General features: G+C 72.1%; 16 protein-coding genes. 11 read left to right on the forward strand and 5 right to left on the reverse strand.

Annotation, left to right across the window (positions count from 1 at the left end; all coding sequences use genetic code 11):
• Positions 1–119 precede the first annotated feature (119 nt).
• The 6 genes from ACFYYF_RS13865 (at position 120) to ACFYYF_RS13890 (ending at position 9588) form a co-directional block, all read left to right on the forward strand.
• Entirely contained in the window at positions 120–2150 is a 2031-nt protein-coding gene (locus tag ACFYYF_RS13865) for a hypothetical protein (protein WP_388774996.1), read from the forward strand.
• Between the two features lie 931 nt (positions 2151–3081).
• On the forward strand, positions 3082–5784 hold the full coding sequence (gene lanKC / locus ACFYYF_RS13870) for a class III lanthionine synthetase LanKC (protein WP_388774998.1): 2703 nt from the start codon (positions 3082–3084) through the stop codon (positions 5782–5784).
• A gap of 109 nt (positions 5785–5893) precedes the next feature.
• Positions 5894–6031 (forward strand): SapB/AmfS family lanthipeptide, encoded by a 138-nt coding sequence (locus ACFYYF_RS13875; protein ID WP_107065889.1) that lies wholly within the window; start codon positions 5894–5896, stop codon positions 6029–6031.
• Between the two features lie 149 nt (positions 6032–6180).
• Positions 6181–7941 carry an ABC transporter ATP-binding protein gene (locus ACFYYF_RS13880; protein WP_388775001.1) on the forward strand — a complete coding sequence of 587 codons (1761 nt, stop codon included), beginning with the start codon at positions 6181–6183 and terminating at the stop codon, positions 7939–7941.
• A 121-nt stretch (positions 7942–8062) separates the two neighbouring features.
• On the forward strand, positions 8063–8695 hold the full coding sequence (locus ACFYYF_RS13885) for a glyoxalase (protein ID WP_388775004.1): 633 nt from the start codon (positions 8063–8065) through the stop codon (positions 8693–8695).
• Positions 8696–8766: 71 nt separating this feature from the next.
• Positions 8767–9588 (forward strand): DUF1963 domain-containing protein, encoded by an 822-nt coding sequence (locus ACFYYF_RS13890; RefSeq protein WP_388775006.1) that lies wholly within the window; start codon positions 8767–8769, stop codon positions 9586–9588.
• Positions 9589–9728: 140 nt separating this feature from the next.
• Here ACFYYF_RS13890 and ACFYYF_RS13895 read toward each other — a convergent pair whose 3' ends face one another.
• Positions 9729–10436 (reverse strand): hypothetical protein, encoded by a 708-nt coding sequence (locus ACFYYF_RS13895; protein ID WP_388775009.1) that lies wholly within the window; start codon positions 10434–10436, stop codon positions 9729–9731.
• 268 nt (positions 10437–10704) lie between these two features.
• On the opposite strand from ACFYYF_RS13895, the gene ACFYYF_RS13900 reads away from it, so the two are divergent.
• Complete coding sequence (locus tag ACFYYF_RS13900) at positions 10705–11397, forward strand: VOC family protein (RefSeq protein ID WP_388775012.1); 693 nt, start codon at positions 10705–10707, stop codon at positions 11395–11397.
• A 48-nt stretch (positions 11398–11445) separates the two neighbouring features.
• Here the strand turns inward: ACFYYF_RS13900 and ACFYYF_RS13905 are convergent, their stop codons facing one another.
• Positions 11446–12141, reverse strand: coding sequence for a TetR/AcrR family transcriptional regulator (locus ACFYYF_RS13905; protein WP_388775015.1), 696 nt, complete (start codon positions 12139–12141; stop codon positions 11446–11448).
• A gap of 103 nt (positions 12142–12244) precedes the next feature.
• On the opposite strand from ACFYYF_RS13905, the gene ACFYYF_RS13910 reads away from it, so the two are divergent.
• Positions 12245–13621, forward strand: a complete 1377-nt coding sequence (locus ACFYYF_RS13910) for a serine hydrolase domain-containing protein (RefSeq protein ID WP_388775018.1) — start codon at positions 12245–12247, stop codon at positions 13619–13621.
• Here the strand turns inward: ACFYYF_RS13910 and ACFYYF_RS13915 are convergent.
• A complete protein-coding gene (locus tag ACFYYF_RS13915; protein WP_388775020.1) occupies positions 13618–14070 on the reverse strand; it encodes a GNAT family N-acetyltransferase in 453 nt (150 codons plus the stop codon). The genes ACFYYF_RS13910 and ACFYYF_RS13915 overlap by 4 nt on opposite strands.
• A gap of 130 nt (positions 14071–14200) precedes the next feature.
• On the opposite strand from ACFYYF_RS13915, the gene ACFYYF_RS13920 reads away from it, so the two are divergent.
• A complete protein-coding gene (locus ACFYYF_RS13920; RefSeq protein ID WP_388775022.1) occupies positions 14201–14707 on the forward strand; it encodes a DUF6584 family protein in 507 nt (168 codons plus the stop codon).
• A gap of 66 nt (positions 14708–14773) precedes the next feature.
• Here the strand turns inward: ACFYYF_RS13920 and ACFYYF_RS13925 are convergent, their stop codons facing one another.
• Complete coding sequence (locus tag ACFYYF_RS13925; RefSeq protein ID WP_388775025.1) at positions 14774–17173, reverse strand: beta-L-arabinofuranosidase domain-containing protein; 2400 nt, start codon at positions 17171–17173, stop codon at positions 14774–14776.
• A gap of 272 nt (positions 17174–17445) precedes the next feature.
• Positions 17446–18243, reverse strand: coding sequence for an inositol monophosphatase family protein (locus ACFYYF_RS13930; protein ID WP_388775028.1), 798 nt, complete (start codon positions 18241–18243; stop codon positions 17446–17448).
• A gap of 180 nt (positions 18244–18423) precedes the next feature.
• On the opposite strand from ACFYYF_RS13930, the gene ACFYYF_RS13935 reads away from it, so the two are divergent.
• Positions 18424–19290 (forward strand): DUF4132 domain-containing protein, encoded by an 867-nt coding sequence (locus tag ACFYYF_RS13935; RefSeq protein ID WP_361679882.1) that lies wholly within the window; start codon positions 18424–18426, stop codon positions 19288–19290.
• Positions 19287–24185: a DNA-binding protein gene (locus tag ACFYYF_RS13940; RefSeq protein ID WP_388775031.1), complete on the forward strand. Its 4899-nt coding sequence runs from the start codon at positions 19287–19289 to the stop codon at positions 24183–24185. Before ACFYYF_RS13935 ends, ACFYYF_RS13940 begins: the two co-directional genes overlap by 4 nt.
• Positions 24186–24214 lie beyond the last annotated feature (29 nt).

A 24214-nucleotide genomic window follows, 5' to 3' on the forward strand; every position in this document is an offset into this window, starting at 1 on the left:
CTGGAATGATCCGGTGCCATGACCGCGATACCTCCCGCCGATCAGGCCGCCCCGGACCGCGACGACTCGTTCCCGGCCCCGGACAAGGTCCGGGCGGGCCGGACATGGGCCGGCCGGACATGAGCGAGCGGGACGCGAGCGCTACGACCGCGGCGATCGACGCCGTGGACTGGGCGGCCCTCAGGCACGCCTACGGGACGGCCGACGACGTGCCCACCATGCTGCGGAACCTCCGGCGGCCGGAGAAGGCCGCCGAGGCCGCAGACGATCTGCTGACCCACGTCCACCATCAGGGCGGCGGAGTCTATTCGTCGGCACCCGCCGCACTCCCCCACGTCCTGGCGGCCGCCGCGGACCCGGCCGTCACCTCGGACGTCCGGGGTGACCTCCTCCACCTCGTACGGTCCCTGGCCCGGTCGGGCAACAGCGCCGAGCCCCGCTTCGTCACGTCCGGCTGGCCCGGCGCCTGGGACGTCGCGGTCACGGACCTGCTGCCGCTGCTCAACGCCCCGGTCGCGGAGCACCGTACGGCCGTCGCGCGCTGTCTGGCCGAGGCCCGCAGCCGGGCGGACGAGGCGATCGCCGCTCTGCGGGCGCGCTGGGCCGTCGAGACCGCGCCACGGACACGGCTCCAGCTCATGGACTCGGTCGGCTCACTGGCCGCCCACGCCGGTGAGCAGCGCGACGCCTCCCTCGACTGGCTGCGGTCACAGATGAACGGCGCCGCGCCCTCCGTACGACTGACGGCCGTGCAGGCGCTGCGCCGCGCGCTTCCGGAGGCGGATGCCGGCGACTGCGTACGGGCCGTGTCCGACGTCCTGTCAGGCAGCGAACCCGACACCTGGCGGCCGGACGGCACCACCACGGGGACCGTGGTCTGGGCGGTCGGCCTCCTCGGAGACGACCCCACCGCCGTCAACGGCGCGACACGCGAACTGCTCCGACACCGGGACCCCACGGTGCGCGCGGGAGCGCTGCGGGTCGCCGCCCAGGCCATCAGCCGCCGGCGTTCCGCCGTGGCCGATCTGCTGCCGGACGTGGCCCGTTCGCTCGACGATCCCGAACCGGACAACCGGCTCTTCGCCGCGCGGGTCCTGGGCATGTGCGGGCGAGCGGCCCGCCCCTGGGCGGACGCTCTGGCGGCCATGAGCACGGACGCCGGCGAAGCACATCCACAGGCCCGGACCCACGCGCTCTGGGCACTGTCGCGACTCGGTGACGCGCGGTGCATTACGCCCCTGGCGCGGCGCCTGGGCGACGCCGACCCCGGTTTCGCCTTTCACTCGTCCCACGCCGACGGCTGGTGGACATACGCGCTGGGCCTGAACGATGTCGCCGCGGATCTCGGAGCCCACGCCGACGACCTGCTGCCCCCGCTGCGGGCCCGTCTCACCACCGCCACCGGCCTCGACGAGCGCCGCGCGATCTGCCGGTTGCTGACGGCGTGGGGCGACGCCTCCGCGCCCGCGATCCCGGAACTGCTCGCCCTCCTGGACACCGACGCCGCGGTCTGGGCGCTGGACGCCCTCGCCGCGATCGGGCCGGCCGCGGCACGGGCCGTCCCCCGTGAGCGAATGCGCGCCCTGCTCGAAGCCCCGCCCGCGAACCAGCGGTTCGCGCCCCGCTGTCTCGCGCTCGCCTACGGACGGCTCACCGGCGACCGCGATCCCGCGCTGAGGCTGCTCCTTCCCGAGCTGGACGGGCCCTACGGGCAGGAGAGCGCCGCCGCGCTGCTGGCGGAACTGGGCCCGGCGGCAGCGCCGTACGCCGGACGGCTGCGCGAACTGCTGCCCCGGCACGTCCACGGCTGGCTGCCGCTGCGCGTCGGCGAGGCGCTGTGGCGGATCACCGGGCGGACCGACGAGGTGGTCCCGGCCCTGGTCCGGGCGATCGCCCCGTTCGCCGAGCGCGGCGGCGCCTATCCGGCGGTGATCGAGACGGTGAGGCTGCTGGCGCGGATCGGGGCGGACGCCGCCCCCGCCCGGCCCGTTCTGAAGGCGTTCCTCGACGCCGACGAACGGCCCGTGCGGCACGGCACCTGGCGTTCCGTCCCGGAGGACGACGCCCTGTGCGACGCGGCACGCGCCGCCCTGCTCGCCACCTCCGCACCGGGTGGTGACGACCGAGGACTTCCGGGCTGCAGCGACTGAGGGTTTCCGTGCCACGGCGACTGACGGCTTCCGGGCGGCAGGGACTGAGGGTTTCCGTGCCACGGTGACTGACGGCTTCCGGGCGGCGGGCTCCCGCCGGCCGGGGCCTGCCGCACGGATCGGCCCCGGACAGCAAGAAACCCTGTCCTGCTCACCGCGGGACAGGGTTTCGTCAGAGCGCCGGGCAGGCCTTGCACCTGCATTTCCCCGCAGGAAGCGGGGCGTCTTTCCTTGGACCACCAACGCATCACCAACCGGAGCGACTTCCTCCGACCGGCTCTGAACAAATAGTAGCGCACAGATGTACGGGCGATGTCCCCCGCCCAGCCCGGTGCCCCCGCCCCCCGGCTCGGGGAACGGTCAGGGCGGCCCGAGAGGCGTGTTCGTCCACCAATCGCGCCGGTACGACTAATCCGTCGCCGCAGGACGGCGGGCAATCCTGGGTCATACTCCGCATCGCCCCTCACCCGGCATATGCCGTTTTAACCATGCCTCCAGGGCCCAAATGCGCGAGCCCGCAGACGCGACCCGCCCCCGCGAAACACCCTGTTCACAAACCCGGAGGGACCGCGCCGGGCTCGCCCGCACCCGCGACGGCTCGGCGCACCGGTCCGGTCCGGTGATCCGGTGTGCGCCTCCGCGCTGTCGACGATCGACGGCCTCATCGTCACGCCGGGGGCGAATATCTTCGGAAAAGACTTCTTTCGCGCCGTTGTGGTCGAACTATCGCTTTCCCAATACTTCGAGTGGTCGCAGCCCTCCCCAGGGTTCCGGTCACCGCCCAAGACGCACGGCCCGCTCCCGCTCCCCGGGCCGGCGCACCTCCCCGCTCCCCACTCCCCGCTCGCCCTCTCCGCCCTCCAGGCCGGTCGGATCCCCGCTCCCCTGTGCCGACCCGCCTGTAGACGTCCCTGCCCTGAGGAGAAGTCCGATGGACAACCGGTACGAGGCCTACGCCTACGCAGACCCGATCTTCTACGACTCGCCTCGACGCTGGGGCGCTCAGGAGGAGTTCGCGGCCGTCAGCCGGCCGCTGCCCGCCGGCTGGGAGCGCGGCGACCTGGAGATCTGGGCGGTGGTGCGCCCCCAGGACGTTCAACTGCCTTCGCAGGGCTGGAAGATCCACGTGTCCTCGTGCGCGGAGGACGCCGAGGCGGTACTGGAACAGGTCTACGACTACTGCCTGCGCGAGCACATCACGTTCAAGTTCCTGCGCGGGCTGCCCATCCTGCAGATGCAGAACTCCAAGTACTCCCCGCGCGGTTCGAGCGGAAAGTTCTGCACGCTCTACCCCGTGGGCGACGCCGAGCTGCGGCGGTGCCTGGACGGTCTCGGACCGCTGCTCGCCGGCCGCCGCGGCCCGTACATCCTCAGTGATCTGCGCTGGGGCGAGGGACCGCTGTATCTGCGCTACGGAGGATTCGCCGAACGCCACTGCCACAACGACGCGGGTCAGCGGGTGCTGGCCCTCGAGAACCCGGACGGCCGGCTCGTCCCCGACGTCCGCGGCGCCGGATTCTCGGTGCCCGACTGGGCTCCCGTGCCCGACTTCGTGGAGGGAGCCATCGCCGAGCGCAACGCCCCGCAGGCGAGCTCCCTGCCCTACACCGTCGAGCGGGTCCTGCACTTCTCCAACGCCGGTGGCGTCTACCTGGGCCGCAGGAGCGCGGACAGTCCTCAGGTGGTGCTGAAGGAGGCCCGGCCCCACGCCGGGCTGGACCAGCGCGGAGTGGACGCCGTCACCCGGCTGCAGCAGGAGCACGACATGATGGCCCGGCTGGCGGGCCTACCCGGGGTCCCCGCACTGCACGAACTGCTGACCGTGTGGGAACACCGTTTCCTGGTCCAGGAGTTCGTGGAGGGACAGTCGCTGAGCGAGTGGCTGACCGCGAAGTACCCGCTCATCCATCCGGACGCCGACGACACGACGGTCGCCGAGTACACCCGCGAGGTGATCGCGATCGTGGACCGGATCGAGCACGTCCTGCAGGGCATGCACGCCCGCGGAGTCGTGTTCGGAGACCTGCACCCCCGCAACCTGATCATCCGGCCGGACGGCGACATCTGTTTCATCGACTTCGAACTCGCCAGCCCTGTCGACGCGTTCGTACGCCCGGCCCTCGGAGCCGCCGGCTTCACCGCTCCGCGCGGATACACCGGACCGGAGATCGATCTGTACGGACTGGCCGCGATCCGCCTGTGGTTGTTCCTCCCGCTGGCCCAACTGCCCACCCTGGACGCGGGCAAGGGCACCGAGCTCGCCGACGTCATCGAGCGCCGGTTCCCCGTCCCGCCCGGCTACACCGCCGAGATCCGCCGCATGCTGGCCCCCTCCCCCTCGGACGGCCGCACCCCCAGGCCCGAGCTGGGCCTGCGCAGGGCCGAGACACAGGCCCTGCTCAGCGGCCCGCGGGCCGACTGGCCGGCCATCCGCGACTCCCTCGCGGCCGGCATCCGGGCCATGGCCACCCCCGACCGCGTCGACCGGCTCTTCCCCGGCGACATCGCCCAGTTCACCCAGGGCAGTCTGGGCCTGGCCCACGGAGCGGCCGGAGTTCTGTACGCCCTGCACGCCACCGGCGCCGGCACGCAGAGGGAACACGTCCAGTGGCTCGTCGAGGCCGCACGTACCCGCCCGGCCCAGCCGGGTCTCTACACCGGCGGACACGGCGTGGCCTACACCCTCGACCTCTTGGGCGAACGGGACGCCGCGCTCGACCTGTTGGGGCGGCTCGGCCGCACGGCCCCGGACAGCCCGCCGGGCCCTGACCTGTCGTCGGGCCGCGCCGGCATCGCCCTGACCCTGACGCACTTCGCCACGGCCACCGGCGACCAACAACTGCTGGACGACGCCCTCACGCACGCACGGACCGCGGCCGACGAACTGGAGAAGGAGGGCCCGTCGAGCGGGCGCCGCAAGGCCGGCCTGATGAACGGGGCGTCCGGAGCGGCCCTCGCCCTGGTCCGCCTCCACGAACACACCGGCGATCACACGCTCCTCGAACGCGCCCAGACTCTCCTCGAACTGGACCTGGAGCGATGTGTGACCGCGGCGGACGGAACCGTCCAGGTCCTCGACGAGTACCGGGTACTCCCCTACATCGAGACCGGCAGCACCGGCATCGGACTGGTCCTGGACGCCCTCCTCGGCCATCACCCCGACAGTCCGACAGCGCGCTTCCGGACCCCGATCAGCCGCGCCGCCGAACCCGAATTCATCATCCAGCCGGGCCTGTTCAACGGCCGCGCGGGTCTCCTCGGCTACCTCGCCCTGACCCGGCCCCGGTCACACGCTCCGGGCCCGTGGCACTCACCGCGCCCGCGCACCCCGGACGACGCGGAGGCGGCCGCCCACCACCAGACCGCGCTGGACCGCCACCGCAGGCTCCTGGCCCTCCACCAGATCTCGTACCAGGGCCACCTCGCCTTCCCCGGCGACCAGCTCCTGCGGCTCTCCGCGGACCTGGCGACCGGCTCCGCCGGAGTGCTCCTGGCCCTGGGCACCGCCCTGGCCGGCACACCCTTCCTCCCCTGGACCGGCGGAGCGGGCCCGGTCCAGGCGGGCCCGAGCTCCCCTCCGGCCGTGGCGGGCCACCGCCCGGCCCCCGCCGGTCACGCGGTCGGCCCCACCTGACCGCGTGACCGCGACGCACAAGTCGCAGCCGGACAAACCGTGTTGCGCCCTCAGACTCCCGGCCGCCCGGCCGGGTGATCCACCCGTCAGTGAATGAAGGAGAACAGCCATGATGATCCTCGACCTGCAGACGATGGACCTGCCCGAGACCGAGGCCACCCCGATCGACGACACCCTCGCGAGCACCAGCTCCCTGAGCGTGCTCAACTGCGGCACCAGCACCGTGAGCACGATCCTCTGCGTCTAGCGGGGGCCGCCCGGTAGAGGGCGGACGCAGCACAGCCGGCCGGGCCACCACCAGGGGCCCGGCCGGTCGCCCGCCCACCTCCCCGATTCCTCCCTTCGCCAGGGGTGCGCCCCCTCGCGACACCGCTCCGCCCACCAGAGAGGTTCCCCGTGGCCGACGAGCCCGCTCCCCGCGATCACCGCACGACGGGCCCCCTGCGGCTGCGCCGTGAACTGACCGCCGAACCCGGCCCGCTCACCGCCGCACTCCTGCTCGCACTCGCCGCCACCGCCGCCACACTCGCCCTCCCCCTCTTCCTGCAGGACGTCATCACCGACTTCTCCAGCCATCGCCCGCTCGCCGACGACATCGGCCTGATGTGCGCCGCCGCCGCGGCCGGCGCCCTCACCCAGGCCTGCTCCGGCTTCCTGCTCGCCCGGATCGGCGAACGCATGGCGTACAGGCTGCGCATCACCTTGATGGAACACGCGTTGCGGTTGCCGCTGCCCGTCGTCCGGACCCAGGGCACCGGCGAACTCGCCGCCCGGATCACCTCCGACGCCCTGCTGCTGCGCCAAATCGTCGACGTGGCGAGCCAGTTGCCCCTCGCCACCGTGACCATCGCCGCGACCCTCGGGGTGATGGTGTGGATCGACTGGGTCCTCACCGTGGTCACCCTCGTAGCCCTGACCGCCCTCACGCTCATGGTGACCCTGGTCCTGCGCCGGATGCGGGCCAACGTCAGCGGCCAGCAGGACGCGGTCGGACACATCGCCCAGCGCTTCACCGCCAACCTGGAGGCGCTCACCACGATCAAGGCCAACCGGGCCGAACCCCTCGCCACCCGCGCCCTCGCCGAGGACGCGGAACGGCTGCGGTCCATCTCCCTGGAGGGCGCCCGGCTCGGCACACTCATCCCCGCCGTGCTCACCCTCGGCAACCAGCTCGCCATGATCGCCGTGATCCTCACGGGAGGTGCCCGTCTCGCCGCGGGCGACATCACCGCGGCGGCGTTCGCCGCGTTCCTCCTCTATCTGCTGCAGGCGATCCCGTCCGTCAACACGCTGGCCACCGGTCTCGGCCGGCTCCAGTCCGGTCTCGCCGCCCGCGACCGCTGCAACGGCCTGCTGCTCCTGCCGCCCGAGGACGACACGACCGAGGACGACCAGACCGCTCCCACCCCGCTGCCCGACGCCCCGGCCGTCGCGTTCGACTCCGTCTCCTACACCCATGCCGGAGCCGGGCGGCCCACCCTGCGCGGCATCTCGTTCAGCACCGCCCGCACCGGGCTCACCGCCGTGGTCGGCGCGTCCGGAGCCGGGAAGACGACAACCCTCTCCCTCATCGACCGGTTCATCCGGCCCTCATCGGGCACCATCACCGTCCTCGGTCACGACATGCGCACCTGGCCCCTGGACGCCCTCCGCGCCCGCATCACGTACGTCGACCAGGCCTTCACCCTGCTGGAGGCCACCGCCCGCGAGAACCTCCAGCTCGGCCGCGCCACCCCCGCCACCGACGCCGAACTCGCCACCGCCCTCGACGCCGTCGGACTCACCGACGACATCACCCGCCTCCCCCAGGGACTGGACACCCTGCTGGGCCGCGAGACCGACCTGTCCGGCGGCCAGAGGCAACGCATGGCGCTGGCCCGGGCCCTGCTCTCCGACGCCGACATCGTGCTGCTCGACGAACCCACCAGCCAGCTCGACGGCCTCAACGAACAACGCTTCCGGACCATCATCGAGAAGCTGGCGACGACCCGGGCGGTCATCGTCGTCGCCCACCGGCTCACCACCGTGCAGCACGCCGAACACGTGATCATGCTCGACCAGGGAACCGTCACCGACACCGGCGACCACCCCGCGCTCCTCGCCCGCTGCGCCCCGTACCAACAGCTCATCGCCAGCCAGGCCATCGCCGGATCCTGATCCGGCGGAGGGCGGCACCGCATCGAGGCTGAGCGCCTTTGGACGGCACCGCCCGGCGCGGCACCGCATCGAGCAGGATCGGAGAAGCCGTCGACGCCGAGCCGCGACTAGCGTGATCCGCATGACTTCCATCGCAGCCATCACCCTCGAAGTGGACGACACGACCGCCGCCGAGCAGTTCTACGCCACTGCCTTCGGACTCGGCTCCGGGCTGCGCCTGCGCGCCGCCGAGGCGCCCGCGGCCGGCTTCCGCGGCTTCACCCTGGCGCTCACGGTGTCCCAGCCGGGCGACGTCGTGAGCATCGTCGACGGCGCCCTCGCGGCCGGCGCCACATCGCTCAAGCCCGTGTCGAAGTCCCTGTGGGGCTACGGGGGCGTGGTCCAGGCCCCGGACGGCACGATCTGGAAGGTCGCGACCTCCGCGAAGAAGGACACGGGTCCGGTCACCGGCACCATCGACGAGCGAGTGCTCCTGCTGGGCGTCGCGGACGTGAAGGCGAGCAAGCGGTTCTACGTCGAGCAGGGGCTGACCGTCGCGAAGAGCTTCGGCGGCAAGTACGCCGAGTTCACCGCGGACGGGCCGGACCGGTTCAAGCTGGCGCTGTACAAGCGAGCCGGCCTGGCCAAGGACCTCGGCGTCACCGACGACGGCAGCGGCGCGCACAGGCTCACCCTCACCGGTGCCACCACCGCCTTCACCGACCCGGACGGCTTCACCTGGGAAGCCGCCTCGCTGACACCCACGCGGTCCTGACCGCCGCACCGGGCGCGTCGGCCCTCGGCCGGCACTCCCGCGCGTACGCCACGGGGCCGTACGCTGTCGGCGTGGCACGCAGGACACCGCCGCGCCCCGTGGACGTGGAGAAGCTGTTCCCCGAGGTGGCGCCGCTCCGCAGAGAGACCGTGAGGCTCCACCCGCGTGCGGGTGAACCCACCTGCCGGGACAGCTCGGTCGGCGGTCCTCTGCTGTGGCCGGCCGAGGAGGCGTGGCCCATGTGTCCCGAACACGAGGGTTCGCCGCTGGTGCCGGTCGTCCAGATCTTCCGCGACGCGGTTCCCGGCATCGTTCCGTTCCCCGACGGGTGCGATCTGCTCCAGGTCCTGTGGTGCCCGCGGAAGCACGGTGGCGGTCGCTGGGTCGTTCCCGAGGTGCGCTGGCGTGAGGCCGGAGCGGTCGGCGAGGTGCGGGCGGCTCCCCCGGGTCCGGCCGAGAAGAGGGAGAGTTACGTCCCGCGTCCGTGCGTCGTCCATCCGGAGACGGTGACGGAGTACCCGTACTGGGACCTGGACGACGACCTCTGGGACGAACTGGAGTTCAGGTTCCTGGACTTGGACCAGGAGACGGGCTGGGACTACCAGAGCCACCTGTCCACGGCACCGGGCACGAAGCTGGTCGGATTTCCCGGCTGGAGCCAGGACCCGAGGTGGCCTGACTGCGCGGAGTGCGGGACGCGCATGGAACACCTTCTGACCGTGGAGAGCACCGAGGGCGACGCACTGTCCCGGCGCGCCTGGACCCCCGTCGAAGACGAAGGGGTGCGCTACGAGGGGCCGGGTCTGGTGCTCGGCGACCTCGGTGGCGTGTATCTCTTCGAGTGCCACGCCTGCCCCGGCCGCCCGTTCAGCCACCGCTACGACTGCCCATAGAGAGCTACTGGCCCTGTTGACAGGGGACTTGGCGACCGGAGGGATCCGGATAGCCCGGAAGAATCCGGAAGAATCCGGAGGGGTCCGGAGGGATCCGAAGGGGTCCGGAGAGCCATACTGTCCACCGCCCGCCGCTCCGGTCAGGCGACGCGTTCCAGGCCCGCCTTCACCGACTGACGGGTGCCGTCCCGTTTGGTCGTCTCGTAGGCGAAGTCGACCGTGTCGCCGGGGCGCAGCGTCAGGGTGATGCGGCCGTTCGTGACGCAGTTGCCGGACTGGATGCTCTCTCCGAGAATCACCTGGTCCGTGCCGCCGACCGCGGTCAGGGTCACGGTGCCGTAGCAGTCGGTGGACTCCATCGCGTAGTGGACGCTGCCGACCCGCTCCCGCAGTGTGCCCTGGTCGAGCTCCACGGTGACGCGGTAGTGGTCGGTCTTGGTCGCGTCGACCTCCTCGGCGTAGCCCTGCCAGCGTCCGAGGAACTTCTCGGGCAGGCCGGCGGGCGTCGGAGCGGTGGCGGTCGGTGCGATCAGGGCCCCGTCCGCCTCGCCGGGGGCTCCGGACGCCGCGGGCGTGTTCGGAGGGACCGAGCCACTGGGAGCCACGGAGGCGTCGGGCACGCCGGGCGTGTCCGAGGCGGGCGACGCGCCGCCGAGCGACGGGCCGGAGGCGCGTTGCTCCACATCACCGCTCAGCTGCACGAACAGTCCGATCAGGGCCGCGACGATCGTGGCCGCGGCGCCGATGAGGGCCACGAAGAGCGCGCTCCGGTGGGAGTCACCAGGGCCCTGACGGACGGGGCGCCGCAGCCTCGCGTAGGGATCCGGCGGGGACTGCTGTCTGGACATGGCGGGGCCTTCGATGCGTGGTTCAGGGAAGATCAGGCCATATTGCCGCCTAGACACCGTACTTGTGCGACTTTCAGGCAATTCCACCGAATTGATCATGCCGAATCGATCCGCCTCGGGCGCCGTTCCGGCGGGGAGTCGTACGCCTGTCCCGAGCGACCCAACACCGACCCAACACCGACGGCTCTCAGGAGCCGGCCCCATGGACACGGCATCCAAGCCCGGCCAACGACTGACCGGTGACGGCCGAGGCTGCAAGGATGCGGCCATGGAGCAGATGTTGAGTCGGCAGGAAGCGTCGGAGGCGGTCCAGGAGCACGGGTGGCGCTACTTGCTCGGCACCTTGCGCACGTCGGTCCGCGTCGGATCGCTGGTTCAGGCGACGGGCCTGGCGGCGGACGTCGTCGCGGCGTGCGGCGACGAAGCCGACCGCCACCTTCGGATCGACGTCCGCCCCGACCGGGTCGTGTTCACCCTGCAGTCGTCGGACCGCGCGGCGGTCACCACCCGGGACGTCGAACTCGCGCACCGGATCTCCGCCGCCGCGGACAGGTCCGGGCTTCCGACGGAGCCCGAGATCGCAACGGCGGCGCCCCGGTCCGTCCAGGTCCTGGAGATCGCGATCGACGCACTGGACATCGCCGGGATCCGGCCCTTCTGGAAGGCGGTGCTGGGCTACGCGGACGAGCCGGGCGCCGAGGGACCCGAGGCTCCGCTCGTCGACCCGGTCGGACAGGGCCCGGCCATCTGGTTCCAGCAGATGGACCAGGCACGCCCGCAGCGCAATCGCATCCACTTCGATGTCTGCGTTCCGCATGACGAGGCACAGCGGCGGCTCGAGACCGCCCTCGCGGCCGGAGGCCGTCTCGTGTCCGCGACCCGCGCCCCCGCTTTCTGGGTACTCGCCGACCCGGAGGGGAACGAAGCCTGCATCACCACGTGGCAGGGTCGGGACGGCTGAGACTTCCTGGGCGAGGCGAACCGCTACGGCCTGCCGGACTCCAGCCCGTCAGCGCACCCCGTCAGCGCGCCCGGCCGCCAGGCGGGCCTCGAAGCCGTCGAGGAGGGCCCGCAGCCCGAACTCGAACGACTGGTCGGGGGCTCCGGCGTATTCCGTGGCGGCCGTGGTGTCGAGGCGGCTCCGCAGGTGTGGGAACTGCCGGGCGGTCTCGGTGGCGCGGCTCATGGCTTCGGCCATCAACTCCTCCGCGTCCTCACCGCTCTTGTTCAGCCTGCGGTTCAACGACACCCTTGCGGCGGACCCGAGAGTGCTGCCGAGCACGAAGGCGAGGGCCGCGGCGGCCGCCCGGTCCGCGTCCGCGGCGGCGAAGCCGGCCTTCTCGTAGACGGCCAGGCTGAAATCGTTGTGCCGGGCCTGGGCGGGTCCGTAGAGGAGATGACTGCCGAACGCCTGGACGAGCCAGGGGTGCCGGTTGAGCATCGCGTAGACGGCGGTGGCATGGGCCGCCGCGGCCGTACGCCAGTCCGCGCCGTCCAGGTCGGGCACCTCGGCCTCGCTCCACACCGCGTCACCGGCGAGCCGGACCAGGTCGTCCTTGTTCTTGATGTGCCAGTAGACGGCCGTGGCGGCCGAGCCGAGCCGTTGCGCGAGGCTGCGCATGTTGAGGCCGTCCAGCCCCTCGTCGTCGAGCAGGTCGATGGCGGCACGAACGATCCGGTCCGCGGTCAGCGTGTCTCGTGGCATGACGCCCACCTTACTTGCACTTAGTTCATGAACCGTCTTGCACTTTGTTCAAGTCATCCCTACGCTCCTTCTTGTACTTAGTTCAAGGACCCGAGGGGGAGAGATGTCGCAGGACAGGCTGTCGGAGTTCGTCTCGTCGCAGGCCACGGAACTCGGTGTGCCCGGTGCGGCCGTCGGGGTGCTCCTGAAGGGCCGGGAGATGTACGCCTCGCACGGGGTGACCAGTCTCGCCAACCCCTCGCCGGTGGACGAGAACACGCTGTTCCCCGTGGCCTCGGTCTCCAAGACCTTCACCGCGACCGCGCTGATGCGCCTGGTCGCCGAGGGGAAGGTGGACCTGGACGCGCCGGTGCGGCACTACGTCCCCGAACTGCGCCTCGCCGACGAGCGGGCCGCGGAGCGGATCACCGTCCTGAACCTGCTGAACCACACCGCGGGGCTGGACTGGAATCTGATCGACGACGGCAAGGGGGACCGCTCACTGGCGGGCCTGGTGGAGAAGCTTCCCGGCCTCCCGCTGATCGCGCCGCCCGGGACCCGCGCCTCGTACAGCCAGGCCGGTTACAACCTGGCGGGCCGGATCGTCGAGAAGGTCACGGGCCTGCCGTTCGAACAGGCCATGGCCTCGCTCGTCCTGGAGCCGGTGGGCCTGACGGACACCGTGTACGGACTCGCCGAGGCGATGGTCCGCAAGTTCGCCGTGGGCTACAACCGCTCCGATGACGGCGAACTGCGCGTCGCCCGGCCCTGGAACGCGTTCAAGGAGGGCGCCCGCGGCGACAACCCCGGCGGCGGGCTCGCCTCCTCGGTGAGCGACCTGCTGCGCTGGGCCCGGTTCCAGCTCGGCGACGGTGACGGTGTGCTGCCCGCGGCCGAACTGCACCGCATGCGGGAGCGGACGGTCGCCCTCCGTGGCAGCACCCTCGGCGAGGGATTCGGCATCTGCTGGTTCCTCCACGACTTCGACGGCCTTCAGGGGATCGGCCACGGCGGTTCGGGCAACGGGCAGTTCGCCGAACTGCTCATCGTGCCCGAGCGCGATTTCGCGGTGGTCTCCCTGGCCAGCCTCGGCCCGGACGGCTACCCCTTCAACCAGTCCGTCGTGCGGTGGGCGCTCGAGCGGTACCTCGGCGTCACCGAGAAGCCTGCGCAGCCGCTCCCGTACGACGCGGCAAGGGCCCGGGAGGTCGTCGGCCGCTACGAGATCGACGCCATGAACCTGGACATCGCCGTCGACGGAGCCCGGCTCACCCTGGGCGTCGGCATCAAGCCGGAGCTCCGCGAGGCGTCCGACGAGGAGATGCCGCCGGACCACCCGGCGGCGGCCATCGGCTTCCTTCCGGGCGACGGCGACGAGTACGTGATCACCGAAGGCGGCCTGGAGGGACAGCGCGGCTACTTCTCCCGCGCCGCCGACGGAGCGATCACCGGGGTCGACATCGCGGGCCGGCTGTTCAGCCGGGTCGCGCGGGCATCCTAGGCGGCAAACGGCAGCTCGCGCCGGAAGACGGCCATGTCCCGGCCCGGGCCGTTGTAGTCGTCGGTGATCCTCACGTCGAAGCCGACACTGCGGTGGAAGGCGATCGAGCCGGTGTTCTCGACCGATGTGATCGCCTTCAACCGCCGCGCACCCTGGAGTTCGGCCGCTTCGGCGAACGCCGCGTACAGGCGGCGCCCGAGCCCGCTGCCCCGGGTGTCGTCCCGGGTGGCGATCAGATGGACATAACCGGTGCCGTCCGGCGTGACGAACCCGAAGACGTACCCGCGGATCCCGTCCTCGGCGCGGGCGACCAGACAGGTCGGCCCGAACTCCTGCACCAGCGCCAGCAGATGCAGCGAGCGGAGGTCCCGTTCACCCCAGTAGCGGGAGTGATCGGCGACGACCTGGTGAAAGTCGGCCACATCAGCGGGCGTTATGTCGATTCCCATGAACGACGATCCTGACAGACGCCGGGGGCCCGGCACCCAGCACCCAGCACTCAGCACTCAGCACTCAGCACTCAGCACTCAGCACCAAAAGGATTCGACGCCGGTCGCCGTGGCAGTCGATCATCGGTCCATGCCACTGAGAGACACCCTCGCGCGCGTCGACGCGGACCTGGCCGCGGGCCGGGTTCCCGTCGCGCGTCAGCGCCTGCGCGGGCTCGTGTCGTCGTTTCCGGACGACCTGACCCTGCGGCGCCGCCTTGCCGAGATCTACCGCCTGTACGGAGAGCCCGCGGAGGCGGGGCGCTGGATGTATCTCGAATCCGACCGGGACACGGCCGAGACCTCGGCCTTCGAGGCCAGGTACGAGACCGCCGAGCTGCGCATGCGCGCACTCGCCTGGCGCGGTGCGGAGTCGCTCGCCTCGACGGACTTCGCCAGAGGGCAGTTGGAGGCGGTGCGTACAGCGTGTTCCGACTCCATGGGGCGTCCCGTCGACTGGGACACCGCGCCGCGGGACACGAAGGCCGACAGCACCAACAACCCTGTCGCCGACTTCCTGGCGGGAGCCGGGTGCCTGGTCGCGGTCGTGGCGTTCCTCGCGATCTGGGTGAACGGCCTCGTGGCCCTCTTCGACTGACGGGACCGGATCGGCGGCGGGGTGGGCACCGCGTCGCCGATCCCTCAGCGCGCCGGGTTCAGGCGGTCACAGGAAGCGCCACAAGTGGTCGGCCGTGCCGTTGTCGTCGTACTGGACCACCTGGGCGCTGTTGGCGGTGGACATGCGGTCGACGCCCAGGACCTTTCCGCTGTTCTTGTTGCGGACGCGGTACCAGCCGTCGCCGTTGTCGACGAGCGCCCACAGGTGGTCGTCCGTTCCGTTGTCCTCGAACTGCACGACGATCGCGCTGTTGTCCGTCGACATGCGGTCGACGCCGAGCACCTTGCCGCTGTTGCCGTTGCGGATCAGATGCCAGCCGTCGCCCTTGTCGATGAGCTGCCACGCGTGATCGCCGGTCCCGGTGTTGTCGAACTGCACCACGCGTGCGCTGTTCTCGGTCGACATGCCGTCGACGGCCAGGACCTTGCCGCTGTTCTTGTTGGCGAGTCTGCGGAAGGGCGGCTCCGGCGTCCAGGCCCGCCCGTCCGGGGCCGCCGTGGGGAAGGACGTGACGCGAAGTCGCGCCGCGCCCATGGGGATGAGGGTGACCGTCTCGACCGGCGCGTCGCTGCGGGCGGGCGAGTCCTGCAACGGCGCCACGACATGTTCGTCGTCCGCGACCCACTCCGGGATCCTCCGGGCCCGCGCCGAGATGGACACGGGCGTGGCGCCGGGAGTGAAGGGCTGGTCGGGGACTGCGGTTCCACTCTGCGCCGGGGTCAGTGACGTCTCCGGCAGGAGGCCGTAGTTCCACGGCGTGGTCGCGTGGACCTCGTACGCCGGGAACCTGTCGTCCCCCGCATAACGGTCGTAGCGTTCGCCGATCTTCAACGAGTAGGTGAGGGGCCCCTGTTCGACGCTGACCGCGCCGTGGAGGCCGGGCCATGAACGCAGGTGCGCCTTCTGCGGCAGGCGCAGGCGCACGGTGTCGCCGTCGCGCCAGGTGCGGTCGATCCGTGCCCAGGACGGGCCGTCCGTGGCGGTGACCGGCTTGCCGTTGACCTGCAGTTGGGGCCCCGTGCACCAGCCGGGGACGCGCAGTTGCAGCGGGAAGCGCACCGGACGAGGGGTGGAGACGGTGAGGGTGATCGTGTCCTGGAAGGGGTATCCCGTCTCTTCGGTGACGGTGACGCTCGTTCCGCCGGCGACCGTGGCCTTGACGCGGCTCGGCGCGTAGAGCGCGGCGACCAGGCCGCCGTCCGCGCCGGCGAGCCAGAGTTCCTCGGTGAAGTAGGGCCAGCCCATGCCGTAGTTGTGGAGGCAGCACCGGTACTGGTCGACACCGGCCTGGAAGGCCTGCATGGCGAAGCCGTTCTGGAACTGCCCTTGTGTCTTGGGGCGGTTGTCGAGGTCGACGCTGTTGCCGCTGGTGATGTAGTGGATGGACTTGCCGTCGGGATCGAGGGAGGCCGGGAGCATGTTGAAGGCCAGGTCCTCGCAGCGGTCCGCCCAGACCGGGTCCCCGGTGATCCGGGTCAACAGCTCGTGGCTGGCCATGAATTCGACGATTCCGCAGGTCTCGAAGCCCTGACGCGGGTCGGCGAAACCGGGACGGACATTCTCGTCTCCGGCCAACCCGCCGCCGGGGAAGCGCCCGTAGGCGCCCATCACCGTGTCGTAGGCCCGGTAGGTGGCACTCACGAGGTCCGCGGAGCCGGTGAGTCGCCCGTACTGCGCGGGCTCCCGGAATCCCTGGGCGATGTTGACGTTGTGCCGGCTCGGTGTGGCGCCGGTCCAGTCCGCGCCGTAAGCGTGCATCTTGGCGGCGAGGTCGAGCAGGAACGCCTCGCCCGTTCGGCGGTGGAGCCAGACGGCGATGTCGAGGCCGTCGCCCCAACGGTAGGACACCCAGCTCGTGTTGAAGGCCCCCGGCCCCTGGGCGTTCATGTAGCGGAGGAAGCGGACGAGGAACGGCACGATCCGCTGGTCGTGGGTGTACTCCTCGTGCGTCCGCAGTGCCTGCAGCAGCGGCAGGAAGGGCCAGAAGTCCGGTCCGCCGTTGAGTGCCGTGCGCAGTCCCCGGGGCCCGAAGAAGCCGTCGCTCTGCTGGGTCGCGAGGATCCCGTCCACCCACTCACGCGACCGGGTCAGCGCGTGCGGGTCGCCGGTGGCAATGGCCAGCGGGATGTAGCCGCGCAGCCAGTACGGCACCTCCTCCCAGGCGTCGTGCTCGGGATGCACCCAGCCGGTCGTGGAGAGGTCGAGGAAGTGCGAGAGATTCTCGTACGTGCCGCACAGACCGGCGAGCTGCAGCCGGAGTTGGCCGGCCAGCCAGCCCCGGGCGGTCACGCTTCCGGGCGGCAGCTTCTGGAACGCGTCGGCCGGCACCGCCTCCGTTCGCGGCCGGGGAGCGGCGGCCGCCGGCCCCGCGAACGTTCCGCCGAGTGCCGCGGCGCCCACCGCGCCGGAACCCAGGGCGAGGATTCTCCGTCTGCTCACTGACATGAAGGTGACCTGCCTTCCGAAAGGGGTCCACTCGCAGTGCGACAACGTTGTCTGCATCTCTACAACGTTGGAAAACAGCGCCGCGGACATGACAGCATGACGGGGTCCGGCTGTCCAGGAGTCGTCACGGACGATCCCGGACCGTCCGATCCGGGGCACGTCAGGTTCGGGCCGCGACCAGGCATGTTGAGTTCACGGACATCCTGGGTTCGTTGCGGGATGTCGTTCACACCGGCGGACGTGACCCGGAACGGGCGGCGGCTCCCCCGCGGTCAGGGGCGGCTTTCGATCATCGACATCAGCAGACGGTGGGTCTCGTCGTCGGCGGCCGCCACGAGTCCCCGGCCCGAAGGCCCGATCGGGCCCCCGTCGATCCCTGTGACGACACAGCCCGCGGCCCTGCACAGCGCGATACCCGCGGCGAAGTGCACGCTCCCGGACAGATCGCCGCCGTCCGTCACGTACGCGGCCCTCTTGCCGGCGGCGACCCAGGCCAGGGCCAGCGTGGTCGACCCGACCCGGGGCCGGAAGCGTTCCACGAAGGCGGGCCGGGCCAGCAGGTCCACGGCGCGGAAGCCGGGCGCGCCGGGGAACGGCGGGTCCAGGTTGACGTCCACGAGCCCGGTGGCGGACGAGGGCGCCAGTCGGGCATCGGCACCGTCACGCCGGACCCACGCGGTTTCCCCGTCGGTGAAGAAGACCTCGGCGCCGAACGGGTCGGCCACCGCGGCGGCACCGCCGCGCAGCGCCACGTTCACGGCGACCAGCATGGTGCCGGCGGCGTAGTTGAGCGTGCCGCACAGGGGATCCACCAGCCACCGGCGGGCCGCCCCCGCCGCACCCTGCGGGCCGCTCTCCTCGCCGAGCACGGCGTCGTCGGGCCGGGCCTCGCGAAGGATGCCGAGGATGGTCTTCTCGGCCTCCAGGTCGGCGGCGGTGGCGAAGTCTCCGCCGCCCTTGTCGATGCGCGTGAGGCGCCGGCCGTACAGGGCCCGCACCACGTCCGCTCCGGCGGAGGCGGCGGCCGTCGCGACCTCGGTGTCGTCAAGTCCCGCAAACGAGTTGATCACGACCGCACGATATCGGCGGTGGCCCGGACTCCGGTGGGGCGGCCGGGATCTGTGGGGCTCCGCGGTCGATTGTCAGTGCCCGGCGCTAGCGTTCGCTGCACAGTCGCACTCTGCCCTGGACGACTGACCTGGGCGAAGTGTGCTCTCATCTGGTGTTCTTGACGCGGAAGGCTGTGGCTCGTGGGGTGGGTGTCGGCGGGTGACGGGTATGAAGTCGCCCTTGTGGAGGGGCGGGTGGCGGCGCGTGCCACCTCGGGCCGGGCGGCGGGGCGACAGCTCAAGTCGCTGCCGCGCGCGCTCAAGGACCACCCTGAGGTGGACCGGCTGCGGCGGTTCGCCGAGTGGCTGGACCGGCATGCCACGGCGTGTGTGGCACAGGTCGACGCGTGGATGGTGTCGTCGCTGCCCGTGCCCACCGGGCTGCTGGCCCGCGTGTGGCCCGACGAGGCCTGGCAGTCGGCGCTGCGCGATCTGGTGGTGGTCGGCGACGACCCCGACGACGTGGGCTTCCTGCGCGGCGCCACCGACGACGGCGAACTGCGACTGGTGGACCTGGACGGCGAGACGGTCCGGATAGCCCCGCGCACGGTCACGCTTCCGCACCCGGTGCTCCTTGCGGACCTGGACGATCTGCGCGACTTCGCGGCCGAACTGGGCATGGTCCAGCGCGTCGAGCAGATCCACCGGGCCACGTGGCGGCAGCCCGAGGACCTTCGCGCCAAGGCCCATGAGGTGCGGGATTTCGCCGGGGGCTCGTTCAGTTCCCGTTTCGCCCTCGCCGCACGGGCCAGTTCGCTCGGCTACCGCGTGTCCGGGGGGTACGCGACCGCCCGGGTGCGGGACGGCGGACGCAGTCTCGAGTCCTCGGTGTGGATCGGGGAGCCGTACTGGGACAGCGAGGTCGAGACCGGGGCGCTGACCTGGCGGGACCAGGACGGCCGCGCCCTGCCGCTGGGCGAGGTGGGACCGGTCGCCTGGTCGGAGGGGATGCGGATGGCCGCGGCGCTGTACGCGGGCCGGGTCATCGAGGAGGGCAAGAACGCATGAGCGGGGGGACGCAGGTGTCGTACGAGGAACTGCTGACGGCGGGCGCGGTGCTGCCGCCCGACACGGAGGCCGGTGAGCTGGGCGTACCGTTGACGGCGCGGACGTACCGTCACCCGGGCCTGGACGACCGGGTCGTGGTGCGGCTGGTCGCCGCTGAACTGGGGGCGGCGGAGGACCTGGCCGCCGGGTTCCTCGGTCTGGAACAGGACGCGGAACCCGTCGTCGTCGGGCTGGGGCCGCGCCAGTCGCTGGGCTTTCCCGAATGGGTGCTGGTGCACCACCCCAAGGACGGCCACCACGCCCTGCGCGTGGTGCCGGACCTGGAGCGCGCCGGGCGGCAGGCCAAGTCCCGTCCGAAGGCCGCCCTGGACGCCTTCGTGCAACTGGGCGAGCGGCTGGCGGCCTCGGTGCCGCACTTCCTGCCGACGTTCTACGAACAGGCCGGGCGCGTGTTCCTCGCGGAGGAGAACGCGACGTACGCGGCCCAGCTCTTCACCCGGGCCCGCAAGGCCGAGGCGGAGCACGGTCTGACGGTGCAGGAGGACCGGCTGGACGCCGTGTTCCTGGAGTTCGCGCTCGCCGGGGCCCTCCCGGTCAAGGTGCTGTCGGCGTACGCGAGGGAGCTGGCGGCTCGTGTGCCGGCCGAGGACGCGCTGCGGCGCTTCACACGACTGTGCCTGCGCCGTACGGCGGGAGGGCTGCCGCCGTCGGTGCAGATGGCGAACGACCTGCGGAAGCTGGCCCGGGCGGCGGGCCGGGACGCCAACCTCACCGAGCAGGAGTACGTCTCCGAACTCCTCGCGCTTCCGGCGACCCTGCGCGCGGCGGCCGGCTGGTGGAAGGGACACCGCGCGGCGCTGGTCGCACTGGCCGCGCGCGAGCCGCGTGTGCGAGGTGCCCTGCTCGATCTGATGCCCGCCGCTCACGACAGTGACATGCCGCCGATGTGGCTGGAGCTGCTGGAGGCCTCCGGCGCCACCGCGGGTCTGTGGGACGCCTCCCTGCCCGAGGAGCAACGGCCGCAGGACGGTGCCGCGGGCTGGCTGGAGAGGTTCCTGAACTACCGCCGGCGGGCCCGGTCGTGGCGTGACCCCAGTCGCATGGCCGAGCTGTATCCCCTGGTGGAACGGGCGGCGGAGCGCCTGCGGACCGAACTCGCCGCTTCCGGTGCCGCGTTGAGGGCCGTGGACGACCTCGACCTGATCGACCTGCTGTTGTCGCTGGACGTTCCGGTGGCCGCTCCGCGGAAGGGTGACGCGCTGCTGCTGTCGCAGTGGGCCCTCGGCGAGGGGCGCCGTGATCTGGTGTCGGTGGCCGCCGACGACCGCTTCCACGGCGCGTTCCGGCGGGGCGCGGACCGGTTCGGCGACGACGACCAGTCGCGGCGGGCGATCGCCCTGCTGGCGTCGTCTCCGGGTGGCGGTCCCCTGCTCGCGGACTGGGTGCGCACGGTCGTACGGCGGTTCACCGCGGTGGGTCTGCCCCAGCTGCCCGAGGCGCTGGCCCGGCTGAAGTGGCTGCCCGCCGAGGCGCTGGCCCTCGCCGAGGACGAGGTGCGAGCCGCGGCCGCGACCGATCTCGCGCCGGTCCTCGCGCGCACCCTGCGGGCGGGACTCTTCGACGAACTCGGCTGGCCCGCCTGGGAGGACGCGGTCGCCTCCCTCGTCCCCAAGGCCGACGTCGAGGACGTGGTCGTCGCCGACGCCTGGCCCCACCTCATCGTGGCCGGGGCGGCCCAGGCCCGGGTGATCGGCGCCGAGGGCACGCTGCTCACCCACGACCTGCGCGTCCCGGCGAACAGCGGCTGGGGCGATCCGGGCTTCCACCACGTGGACGGAGAGCTTCTCGTCTACTGGAACGACCGCAACGACGGCCTGCGCGGCTACTGGCACCCCCGGCCCGACCGCCCCGTGTCCCTGGAGGGCGCCCGCAACACCCGGGGCACCCGGATGGACTGGTATCAGGGCACCGGACCGATCACCCTGGCGCTGCCCGGCGGCGGCCGTACGACCGGTGGCGGCGTCCTGCACGCCGGGGACACCACCCTGCCCGAGGAGCGGCAACTGCTCTGCGACGGCGTGTCGTACTGGGTGTGGAGCTCGGACGGCGGCACCCACGACTGGTACGAGTACGACCCGGCGACGGGTGAGCGCGGCCGGATGAGCAGGCCCGCCTTCTTCGCCGACGCCCTCCGCGACGCCCCGCAGGGCAGCACGTTCGGCGGGGGCCGGCTGAGCCCGTCGCCGACCGCCGACGCCGGCCCCGCTTCCGCGCCCGTCGGGGGTCTGGTCGGTCTGCGGGCGGTGAAGCTGCCCGACGGCTCCGTCCGGACCGAGGATCTGGCCGGACACACCGTCACCCTGCCCCCGGACGTCGGCCGGCCGTCGACTCTGGTGGTCTTCCCCGGAGCGGCGGAGGCGCGCGCCGTAGTCCGCGGGAGCTGGAGCCTCGCCATCGTGGACGCGGACGGCGTCACCACCTCGGTGGCCAAGACGGACCGCGCGCCCGGAGCCTTCGGCGAGGGTTCTCTGCTGCTGCCGCCCGTGCAGTACTGGGAGTGTCTGACGGCCCGCGATCCCGAGGGCTCCGCGTCGCTGCGGCACGTCGACCGCGACACGGCGGCGGCTCTGCTGTCCGCAGCGGGGGACGAGGACAAGGACGTCCTCCTCGACGCGATCCGCTCCCTCCTCCCGGTCACCCACACCGCGCTCGTCGCGGGGATCGCCGGTGTCGTCCGGCACGCGGGCGGTCAGCAGGCCGTCCTGGACGCGGTGGCCGCCCGGCTCACCCGTGCTCTCGACGGCGGCCCGCAGGAGGAAGGCCCGGCCGGGCCGCCCGACACCGTGCTCCTCGACGCCACGAACGGTCTGTGCGGCACCACCCGCTCCTGGTGGAACCGGGACGACGAGGCCGACACCGTCTTCCGGGCCCTGCGCGAGATGAAGCGTGCGGCCGGGCTCTCCGGCACTCCCACGGCCGAGGGACCGGCGGCACTCCTCCACCTCGACGGGCGACGGATTCCCGTCGGCCAGCCGCACTTGGAGACGCTGCTCGACCGCGTACCCGCCCTGGCCTTCCGGGCCGCGGCGTGCACCACGGCCGACGAGCACCGTGCGGCCCTGCGGGCGCTGCTCGCCGAGTTCGACGCGCTGGATCTGGTGTCGGGCGCCGAGTCCTCGCACTGGCGCGCGGTCGAACTGCGCCTGGGGGCGGGCGTGCTGCGCACCCCGTCGGGCGAGTGGCGCGAGGGCGCGTGGAACGGCCTGCTGCCCCTGGGCGACGGCTCGTTCATCGCCGTCGTGGGACGCGTGTCCCAGGGCGAGGACGGCTGTGTCTTCACCGGCTTCTTCCACGATCCGGCCGGGCGATTCGAGACCCCTGAGCCCTACGAGCTCCAGAAGTCGGCCCCTCTGGGAGGGGCCGGGCACGCGGGCCGGCTCGGCGCGTTCCTCGCGGAGCTGTCCGCGCGCGGCCCCGCGCCCTGGTTCTCGCGGGCCGCGGAGGAGTTCGCGCGTCTGACGGGTGTCACCGACACCATGGCCCGGCTGATCGTGGCCGGTCTGCCCCAGGTCGACGTCTATGAACGGTCGTTCCTGACCGCGCAGGCCTGCGCGGCCATCGGGGTGAAGGCCGCACCGGCGGCCGTGGCCAAGGAGGAACTGCACCAGGTCGCTCCGGAGATCCGTGCCGCGGTCGTGGCCGCGCTGCTGCCCGCCGAGCCGGAGCGTCTGTGGACCGAGGGACCGGACTGGGCCGCCGCGGCCGACGTCTGGAACAGCAGGGTGGGCCGACGGGCCGCCGTGCCCGAGGAGTTGCTCAGCGACGCGGTGCGTGCCTTCAAGCACGGGCAGTGGAACGTCCGCCAGGCACTGCCCGCGATCCTCGACCCGGCCGGTGAGCCGCGGCTCACCCGCGACCTGGAGTGGGCGGTCGACGGCGACCGGGTCAAGAGCGTCGACAACGGCACACCCGGATTCGCCGGACCGACCCTGATCGGCTTCGTCGGACTCGCCGCCTGGCTCGCTCACCGGCTGCCCGCCGGCGATCCGATCCGGGCCGCGCTGCCCTCCGCGCTCGCCGCCGTCCGCGACCGGCTGTCCCACCCCGGGCTCATTCTCGACCTCAACCAGTACGTCAGCATCACCGCCTTCCGGAAGACGGCGGGCGCGCCGACCGAGGTCGGCAAGGGTTTCGAGCGGTACGGCGCCGTCGTCCTCGCCACGCACGACGACCAGCCCTCCCCCGCCCTGCGGGTCTCGCTGCTCGACGAGGCGGGCCAGGACCCGTATCTGCCCGCGCTGCGGGCCGAGGGCCAGCGCCCCTATCAGGTGGAGGTGGCCCTCAGACTGGCCCGCTCCGCCCGCTTCGAGGCCCTGCTCGCCGATCCGGGCGACCCGCAGGCGGGCGAGCGGGGCAAGGACGGCACCTGGTGGCCGCAGGACCCGACCCGCTCGGTGCCGGACCTGGTGACCGAGGCCGCCAAGGAGTACGGCCTCGGTGAGGACGCCGCCGCGCTCTATCTGATGCTGCTCGCGATGCCCGATCCGACGGACCGGATGACGGCCCGCTGGACGGGGTGGAAGCCGGCCCGGCTCAAGGCGGCCCGTGCCGAACTGGCCGCCACCGACCTGGTGGTGGAGGCCAGCCGCACGAGGGCCGGACGTTCGCTGTTCCTGCCCGGCGGCTGGGTGGTCCCGAAGGCGCCGCGCGTTCCGCTGGAGCAGTGGAAGCGTCCGCTGTACGACGACCTGCTGTGGAACGAGGAAGCCCTGCTGGCCGTGATCGTGCCGGCCGAGCCGGTCGCGGATCTGTACCGCAGGGTCTGGCAGCAGGTCCGTGAGGGCGGCGGGCCCCGGTTCGAGGAGTTCGCGGTGCGACCGGGCCGGCGCCGCTGACGCATCGCCGGGGCCCGTGACGACCTTCG

It is taken from the genome of Streptomyces sp. NPDC001914, assembly GCF_042891215.1.
In the GTDB taxonomy this organism is placed as follows: Bacteria; Actinomycetota; Actinomycetes; order Streptomycetales; family Streptomycetaceae; genus Streptomyces.

Bases quoted from the DNA above. Each gene is read 5' to 3' on its own strand.
- ACFYYF_RS13865 (WP_388774996.1), top strand. From the start codon at position 120: ATGAGCGAGCGGGACGCGAGCGCTACGACCGCGGCGATCGACGCCGTG.
- lanKC (WP_388774998.1), top strand. From the start codon at position 3,082: ATGGACAACCGGTACGAGGCCTACGCCTACGCAGACCCGATCTTCTAC.
- ACFYYF_RS13875 (WP_107065889.1), top strand. From the start codon at position 5,894: ATGATGATCCTCGACCTGCAGACGATGGACCTGCCCGAGACCGAGGCC.
- ACFYYF_RS13885 (WP_388775004.1), top strand. From the start codon at position 8,063: ATGACTTCCATCGCAGCCATCACCCTCGAAGTGGACGACACGACCGCC.
- ACFYYF_RS13895 (WP_388775009.1), bottom strand. From the start codon at position 10,436: ATGTCCAGACAGCAGTCCCCGCCGGATCCCTACGCGAGGCTGCGGCGC.
- ACFYYF_RS13900 (WP_388775012.1), top strand. From the start codon at position 10,705: ATGGAGCAGATGTTGAGTCGGCAGGAAGCGTCGGAGGCGGTCCAGGAG.
- ACFYYF_RS13905 (WP_388775015.1), bottom strand. From the start codon at position 12,141: ATGCCACGAGACACGCTGACCGCGGACCGGATCGTTCGTGCCGCCATC.
- ACFYYF_RS13910 (WP_388775018.1), top strand. From the start codon at position 12,245: ATGTCGCAGGACAGGCTGTCGGAGTTCGTCTCGTCGCAGGCCACGGAA.
- ACFYYF_RS13915 (WP_388775020.1), bottom strand. From the start codon at position 14,070: ATGGGAATCGACATAACGCCCGCTGATGTGGCCGACTTTCACCAGGTC.
- ACFYYF_RS13920 (WP_388775022.1), top strand. From the start codon at position 14,201: ATGCCACTGAGAGACACCCTCGCGCGCGTCGACGCGGACCTGGCCGCG.
- ACFYYF_RS13925 (WP_388775025.1), bottom strand. From the start codon at position 17,173: ATGTCAGTGAGCAGACGGAGAATCCTCGCCCTGGGTTCCGGCGCGGTG.
- ACFYYF_RS13940 (WP_388775031.1), top strand. From the start codon at position 19,287: ATGAGCGGGGGGACGCAGGTGTCGTACGAGGAACTGCTGACGGCGGGC.